The organism is Selenomonas sp. KH1T6, assembly GCF_900108415.1.
Taxonomy (GTDB): Bacteria; Bacillota; Negativicutes; order Selenomonadales; family Selenomonadaceae; genus Selenomonas_B; species Selenomonas_B ruminantium_A.
Genome location: NZ_FNWN01000064.1, coordinates 1 through 7,321, shown reverse-complemented (window position 1 = coordinate 7,321; position 7,321 = coordinate 1). Strand labels below are relative to the sequence as shown.

Sequence of the window (7,321 nt, the reverse complement as noted above, 5' to 3'; positions counted from 1 at the left end):
TGGCTTGGGCACGGCCTGAAAGACTTTTTCCTGTCCCTTGAGCACGGGATAGGCGGCGGGCTTCAGGGTCAGCACAGGGAATTTGCTCTCGGTGAGGGCCAGATAGTCGGTGGCCACGAATCTCTGGATGAGCAGCTTGATATCTGCCAGTTTCCTTTCCTTCATCAGGCCGAAGGTGGAGAGCTGGTCAAAGCGCAGCTCGTGGACCTTCTTGTCCTGGGAGCCTTTCAGCACCTGGGCTACCAGGTTGAGGCCGAAGCGCTCCTTCATGCGGTAGACGCAGGAAAAGACCTTCTGGGCATCGAGGGTCACGTCGATTTTCTCCAGGCCCGCCTTGCAGTTCCCGCAGTTGTCGCAGGTCACCTCGCCGCTTCTATCTCCGAAGTAGCTGATGATGAAATGGCGCAGGCACTCGGGGGTATGGCAGTAGTCTACCGCCAGCCCCCGTGGGCATGATGGCCAGGGTATCTGCTCCCGACAGCAGGCTCTCCACCACCGGCCGCTGGGCCGGACGGAAGTCCGGGTAGCCATAGTACTTGCGCAGCAGAGTCTGGGCCTCGGCTATATATGGATTGTCCATGAAAACACCTATTTCTGTAAATTTGATTCGAAAATGATCGGTATTACCATTCTACCATAGATTGAGGGGGATGATTGGAAACCTACGGGAAAAACTCAATCAAAATGATAGTTTTATATCACTAAACAAAATAAAATCTGAAAAAGTAGTTGCAAATGATATGTTGCCGTGCTATAATGACTTCAGAAATGAAAGATATATAACATTTAGATATAAGGAGTGATGATGGTGAGCTTTCAATATCGCCAGGAAGCAGTTTGGATTGGTATTGATGTAGGCACCACTGGTGTCCGTGCCATTGCCTATGACATCACGGGCAAAAAGGCGGCTGGTGCAGAGGCTTTTTATCCTCTGCTGACACCCCATCCGGACTGGGCGGAAGAGAATCCAGAGCAGATCTTCGCTGCAGTCAAGGAGGTGGTGGGCAAGGCCGCTGCTGACCTCAGATACAAGAGCCGCCAGCTGGCAGGACTTTCCCTGAGCACTGTCATGCACAGCTTTGCGGGGCTGGACGAGCATTATCGCCCCTTGATGGATATGCAGACCTGGGCAGACAGCCGCAGTGCAGGCATCGTGCGGGAGATGAAGGAGGACGAGGGACTTTGTCGCCGCTTCTACGAGAAGACAGGCTGCCCCATCCACGCTTCCTATCCCCTGGCCAAGATTCTCTGGCTGAAGAAGAATCACCCGGATATGTTCAGCCAGATGAAATACGTGGGCTCCTTGAAGGACTACCTCTTCTACGGACTCACGGGCAAGTGGCTCATAGACAAGTCGGCGGCCAGCACCAGCGGCCTTTACAATGAAAAGCAAGGCGTTTGGGATGAGGAAATCCTCTCCTATGCGGGCTTGAAAAAGGAGCAGCTGCCGGAGGTGGTATCCACTACCCACCTGGAGAAACTGCAGGAGAGCGCTGCCTCGGAGATGGGGCTGCCTGCAGGCCTGCCAGTGGTCATCGGCGCCACAGACGGAGTGCTGGTGAATGTGGGCATCGGGGCGGTGGAGCCAGGGCAGCTCAGCGCCACCATCGGTACCAGCGGTGCCCTTAGGATGCTCACCCGGGAGCCCCTCACCGACGGGAAGATGCGTACCTGGTGCTACAACCTGACAGACGATATGTGGGTAGCGGGAGGCGCTATCAACAACGGGGGCATGATCCTGCGCTGGGTGAAGGACAAGGTCTGCCACTACACGCCTCATCATCTGGAAAACCTTGATGTGGATGGGTATGACCTTATGACCATGAAGGCCGCCCATGTGGCGGCAGGCTCTGACGGCCTGGTCATGCTGCCCTGCTTCACCGGGGAGCGGGCACCTTATTGGAATTCGGAGCTGCGGGGCATGTTCTTCGGCCTCTCACTCAATCATAGCCGTTCACACATGATAAGGGCCTGCCTGGAGGGCATTTCCTACAGCATGAACGCAGTGATGCTGGCCCTGCGGGATTTCGGGGAAATCAGGGACATCCGGGTCAGCGGCAGCTTCACTAAGTCGGCGCTCTGGCTGCAGATCCTTGCCAGCGTGCTGAATGAGGAACTGATTCTGCCGGACAACAGCGAGGGGGCGGCCTTCGGGGCGGCGGTGCTGGGCTTCATTGCCAGCGGCGAGCTCTCCGGCATCGGGGCCACCAGGGAACTGGTGAAGCCAAAGCGCATCATAACTCCTGACCCTGAAGAGGCCAAGGTTTATAAGGAACTTTACCAGATATTTGATAGCCTGTACTGGAAACTGCAGCCGGAGCTTTCCGCTATTGCCGCATTCCAGAAGGCTCATGCATAGGGAGGCATCATGATGGAGAAGAAAATGGATATCGGCATGGTGGGCATGGCCGTCATGGGCAGCAACCTGGCCCTGAATATGGCTGATCACGGCTTTGAGGTGGCTTGCTACAACTACACGCCAGACCTGACGGAAAAGGTGCTGAAGGAGCATCCCCATGAGCGCATGCACGGCTTCTTCGACTTGCAGGAATTTGTGGACTCCCTGCAAAAGCCCCGCCGCATCATGTTCATGATCATGGCCGGGACCCCGGTGGATTCCATGCTTGAGAAGCTGGTGCCCTTGCTGGAGCCTGGGGACATGATCCTGGACGGAGGCAACTCTTTCTTTGAGGATACCCGCCGCCGCCATGACCTGCTGCAGGAGAAAGGCCTCCATTACTTCGGTGTAGGCATTTCCGGCGGGGAGAAGGGGGCCCGCCGTGGGCCATGCATCATGCCCGGCGGGGACAAGGCTGCCTATGAATATGTGCGCCCCATCTATGAGGCCATCGCTGCCAGGGCAGGGGAAGAGCCCTGCTGCGCCTACATGGGCACTGACGGTGCGGGGCACTATGTGAAGATGGTGCACAACGGCATCGAGTATGCAGATATGCAGCTGATTGCTGAGGCCTACCTTTTGCTGAAATATGCCGGAGGCTATAACAACCGCGAGATTGGCGAGATTTTCCACCAATGGAACCAAGGGGAGCTCAAGAGCTTTCTCATCGGCATCACGGCAGATATCTTCATGGAGGCTGACGAGGCAGGCGGGGAGCTCCTGGACAAGATTGTGGACAGCGCCGGCCAGAAGGGCACGGGGCGCTGGACCAGCATAGAGGCCCTGCGGCAGGGGGTGAACACCTCACTTATCACCGCTGCCTGCAATGCCCGGGTCATGTCCAACTTGCTGGAGGAAAGGGAGGAACTGGCTCCTCTGGTGCAGGCAGAGAGAAAGGCAGAGCCTGCCGAAGGATTCGTGGAAATGGTGCGCAAGAGCCTCTACCTGGGCAAGATTGCGGCCTACGCCCAGGGCTTTGCCCTCTACAGCTCCGCTTCGGAACACTTCGGCTGGCAGCTGGATTTGGGGCGGATTGCCGCCATCTTCCGCTCCGGCTGCATCATCCAGGCAGAGTTTTTGGACAGGATCACGGAGGCCTATGGGGAACAGCCGGGGCTGAAGAATCTCCTGCAGGACAAGTTCTTTGCGGGGAAGGTCAGGGAAAATCTCGCCTCCCTGCGGCAGGCAGCTGCCCAGGCCATGCTGGCTGGCATTCCCATTCCGGCCCTGGCCTGTGCGGTTGAGTACCTGGACGCACTGGGGGGCAGGCATCTGGGAGCCAACCTCATCCAGGCACAGCGGGACTGCTTCGGCGCCCACACCTACAGGCGCACTGACTGGGAGGGCAGCTTCCACCACGAATGGCAGAAGCATTTTTGAGTTCATCATCTGATTGGAGACAATAGGAGGGCTTGTTTATGCCGCTTATAATTTTGGCAGTTGGTATACTCTTTCTCTTTTTCCTGATTGTGAAAGTAAGGCTCAATAGTTTCCTCTCCCTGCTCCTGGTGGCAGGACTGGTGGGCTACGCCGAGGGGCTGCCCGAGGGGCAGATCATCCCCGTGATTGAAAAGGGCCTGGGGGGAACCCTGGGCGGCCTGGCCATCGTGGTGTCTTTCGGCGCCATGCTGGGCAAGCTCATGGCAGAAAGCGGCGGTGCCCAGCGCATCGCCACCACCCTCATCGACGTCTTCGGGCGCAAGTGGGTGAAATGGGCTGTAGCCCTCACTGGCTTCATCGTGGGCATCGCCCTCTTCTACGAAATCGGCTTCGTGCTCTTGATTCCCCTGGTCTTCACCATCGCCACGGCGGCGAAGATTCCCCTGCTGGAGGTGGGAATTCCCATGGCGGCGGCTCTCTCCGTCACCCATGGCTTCCTGCCGCCCCATCCGGGACCCACGGCCATTTCCATCATCTACAATGCAGATATTGGCCTGACTCTGGTGTACGGCGCCATCATCGCCATTCCCACTGCCATTGTGGCAGGACCCCTCTTTGCCAATACCACCAAGGACATTCAGCCGGAATCTCCCCAGGGCATGCAGAGCAGCAAGGTCTTCGAGGATGAAGAAATGCCCGGCTTCGGCATCTCCGTCTTCACCGCCATGGTTCCCGTGGTGCTCATGGCCGCTTCTGCCATTGCCAAGCTGACTCTTTCTGCTGATTCCAGCCTCTATCAGTGGCTCACCTTCCTGGGTACTCCGGACATGGCCCTGACCATTGCAGTGGCAGCGGCCATCTACACCTTCGGCATCAGGCAGGGCAAGACCATTCCCGAGATCATGAAGATCTGTGAGGGAGCTGTGCTCACCATCGCCATGATCCTGCTCATCGTGGGCGGCGGCGGTGCCCTGAAGCAGATCCTCATCGACAGCGGCGTGGGCAGGTACATCGGTGAGATTGCTGCCCAGTCCAACCTTTCTCCCCTGCTCCTGGCCTGGACGGTGGCAGCGGTCATCCGCATTGCCTGCGGCAGTGCCACGGTGGCAGCTCTCACGGCAGGCGGCATTGCCGCTCCCATCGTGGCGGTGACGGGGGTGAATCCCGAGCTCATGGTGCTGGCCACCGGTGCTGGCAGCCTGATTCTCAGCCCTCCCAATGACCCGGGCTTCTGGCTCTTCAAGGAATTCTTCGGGCTTTCCGTCAAGCAGACCGTGCGCACCTGGTGCGTGCTGGAGACCATCATCTCCGTCATGGGCCTCCTTGGCGTGCTGGCGCTGGATGCCATCATTTGAATAACCAGGGACAGCAGACCGACCCAATGGGCGGACTGCAGTCCCTTTTGGTTTCCTTTCTAATGCGTTATAACTCGGAAGAAGATGTCCCCCACCTCTATAGGTGGGGGTGGCGAATATCATAACAGGCGGTGAGCACATATCTCCCGCCTCGTCCCCAAGGGGACTAGCGTTGCGTCGTTGAAAGGCCAAGAGGAAGCTTTGTCTATCGACAAAGCTGGAACAATGGCCTTATAATGATTATACTAACATCAGAAAAGGGGAGCCTTTATGAAAGAACAGGTTTTGCCTATTTTACGCAGCGCCTATGATGATCTCACCAAGTCGGAGAAGCGGATTGCCGACTATATTTCGGAGCACAGGGATGAGATCATGGGGCAGACGGTGGCGGAAATCGCCCAGCATACTGGCAGCGCTGAAATCACCATTTCCCGCTTTTGCAAGAAGCTGGGCTTTGGCGGCCTCCAGAGCCTCAAGATTGCCCTGGCCTCGGAGCTGTCCAGTCCTGCGGAAACTCCCTACGGGGACATTGGCAAAGAAGACGGTGAGGCAGCGGTGGCGGGAAAGATTTTCCGCAATATAACAGACGGCCTGCAGGACACCCTGAAAATCCTGGACTTCACCCTGATTGCCAGGGCTGTGGAGCTGCTGCAGGGAGCCCGCCGGGTGGCTATCTATGGTTTTGGCAACTCGGCTACGGTGTGCAAGGATATGGAGACCCGCTTCCTGCGCTTCGGCATGGCGGTGCAGGCCTTCAGTGATGCCCACATGCAGGTTACCTCGGCAGCTCTGCTGGACGAGCATGATGTGGTCATGGCCGTTTCCCACAGCGGTGCCACCAAGGATATCCTGGAGTCGGTGCAGATTGCAAAGGCCAGAGGGGCCAAAGTCATCGCCATCACCAGCTATGCGCAGTCGGAACTGGCCCGTCGGGCAGACATCGCCCTCATCGGCATGGGCCGTGAGGTGAACTACCGCTCGGAAGCCGCCGCCTCCCGCCTGGTGCACATGGCCATCGGCGATATCCTCTATACCTGCCTGGCCATGAAGATGCCGGAGCAGTACCAGGCCAACCTGCAGAAGATGAGGGAAGTCATCGCCGCCAGGAGGCTGTGAGATGGCCGGGTGTGTTTCTTCTTGTGAAGCAAAGAAAGCCTTGCAAAATGGCAGGAATCAGCCCTGTTTTGTCGAAAGGCTCAGGAGAGTCCAAGTAAAACGCAAAGGAGACTGGTTATGAAAATAGGAATTATCGGTGCCATGAAGTCTGAGGTGGAGGCCTTGAAGGAGGCCCTGGCGACTTCCCGCAAGGAGACGAAGGCCTCTATGGAGTTCTGCGAAGGCAAGCTGGGGCAGATGGATGTGGTGGTGGTGCAGAGCGGCATTGGCAAGGTCAATGCGGGCATCTGCGCCCAGATCCTGGTGGATGATTTTGCGGTCACCCATATTATCAACACCGGCGTGGCCGGCTCCCTCAGCAATGAACTGGATATTGGGGACATCGTCATTTCCAAAGACGCGGTGCAGCATGACTTCACAGTGGAAGCTATCGGCTTCAAGAAGGGGGAGATTCCCTTCACGGGCAAGGTTGCCTTTGAGGCAGATGAGACTCTGCGGCAAAAGGCTCTGGCTGCTGTCAAGGCGGCTCTGCCTGACATCAGGGCCGTGGAGGGCCGTGTCTGCTCCGGCGACCAGTTCATTTCCTCCAAGGAGGCCAAAGAGCGCATCATCGCAGACTTCGACGGCACCTGCGCCGAAATGGAAGGCGCAGCCATCGCCCAGGTCTGCCATGCCAACAACCTGCCCTTCGTAGTCCTGCGCGCCATCTCCGACAAGGCCGACGGCAGCGCCCAGGTGAGCTTCGAGGAATTCGAGCAGAAGGCGGCGAAGAAATCGTCAAGGCTGGTGCAGTATATGCTGGAGAACTGGTGAAACGTATGATATGAGTAAAAGCCCGGAGCATTTTCGCTTCGGGCTTTTCAAGTGGCAAAGATATGATTGAACTGCTTCAAATACACTTCAACACAACTTCATTGTCAACTTCAAAACAACTTCTATAGTGTCATCCTTTCAGGAGGCACTGGAGGAATTCTTTCCCGTACCTTTCCAGCTTCATCTCGCCGATGCCCTTGACCTCCAGCATTTCGTCAAGTGTCTTGGGCTGCACTGCGCACATATCTTTGAGGGTGGC

General features: G+C 57.2%; 7 protein-coding genes. 5 read left to right on the top strand and 2 right to left on the bottom strand.

The window, feature by feature from the left end:
• The coding region (locus BLW59_RS16815; protein ID WP_318258731.1) for an RQC domain-containing protein at positions 1 to 531 on the bottom strand (531 nt) is incomplete at its 3' end.
• A 274-nt stretch (positions 532 to 805) separates the two neighbouring features.
• Between BLW59_RS16815 and BLW59_RS16810 the strand changes: the two genes are divergently transcribed.
• From BLW59_RS16810 to BLW59_RS16790, 5 genes are all read left to right on the top strand, one after another.
• Positions 806 to 2,359 carry a gluconokinase gene (locus BLW59_RS16810; RefSeq protein ID WP_217634654.1) on the top strand — a complete coding sequence of 518 codons (1,554 nt, stop codon included), beginning with the start codon at positions 806 to 808 and terminating at the stop codon, positions 2,357 to 2,359.
• 9 nt (positions 2,360 to 2,368) lie between these two features.
• On the top strand, positions 2,369 to 3,778 hold the full coding sequence (gene gnd / locus BLW59_RS16805; RefSeq protein ID WP_074699002.1) for a decarboxylating NADP(+)-dependent phosphogluconate dehydrogenase: 1,410 nt from the start codon (positions 2,369 to 2,371) through the stop codon (positions 3,776 to 3,778).
• A 38-nt stretch (positions 3,779 to 3,816) separates the two neighbouring features.
• A complete protein-coding gene (locus tag BLW59_RS16800; protein ID WP_074699000.1) occupies positions 3,817 to 5,133 on the top strand; it encodes a gluconate:H+ symporter in 1,317 nt (438 codons plus the stop codon).
• Between the two features lie 270 nt (positions 5,134 to 5,403).
• Positions 5,404 to 6,249 carry a MurR/RpiR family transcriptional regulator gene (locus BLW59_RS16795; protein ID WP_029542788.1) on the top strand — a complete coding sequence of 282 codons (846 nt, stop codon included), beginning with the start codon at positions 5,404 to 5,406 and terminating at the stop codon, positions 6,247 to 6,249.
• A 117-nt stretch (positions 6,250 to 6,366) separates the two neighbouring features.
• Positions 6,367 to 7,062 (top strand): 5'-methylthioadenosine/adenosylhomocysteine nucleosidase, encoded by a 696-nt coding sequence (locus tag BLW59_RS16790; RefSeq protein WP_074698998.1) that lies wholly within the window; start codon positions 6,367 to 6,369, stop codon positions 7,060 to 7,062.
• Positions 7,063 to 7,192: 130 nt separating this feature from the next.
• Here BLW59_RS16790 and BLW59_RS16785 read toward each other — a convergent pair.
• Positions 7,193 to 7,321: HRDC domain-containing protein (locus tag BLW59_RS16785; RefSeq protein ID WP_139283745.1), on the bottom strand; the 129-nt coding region annotated here is incomplete at its 5' end.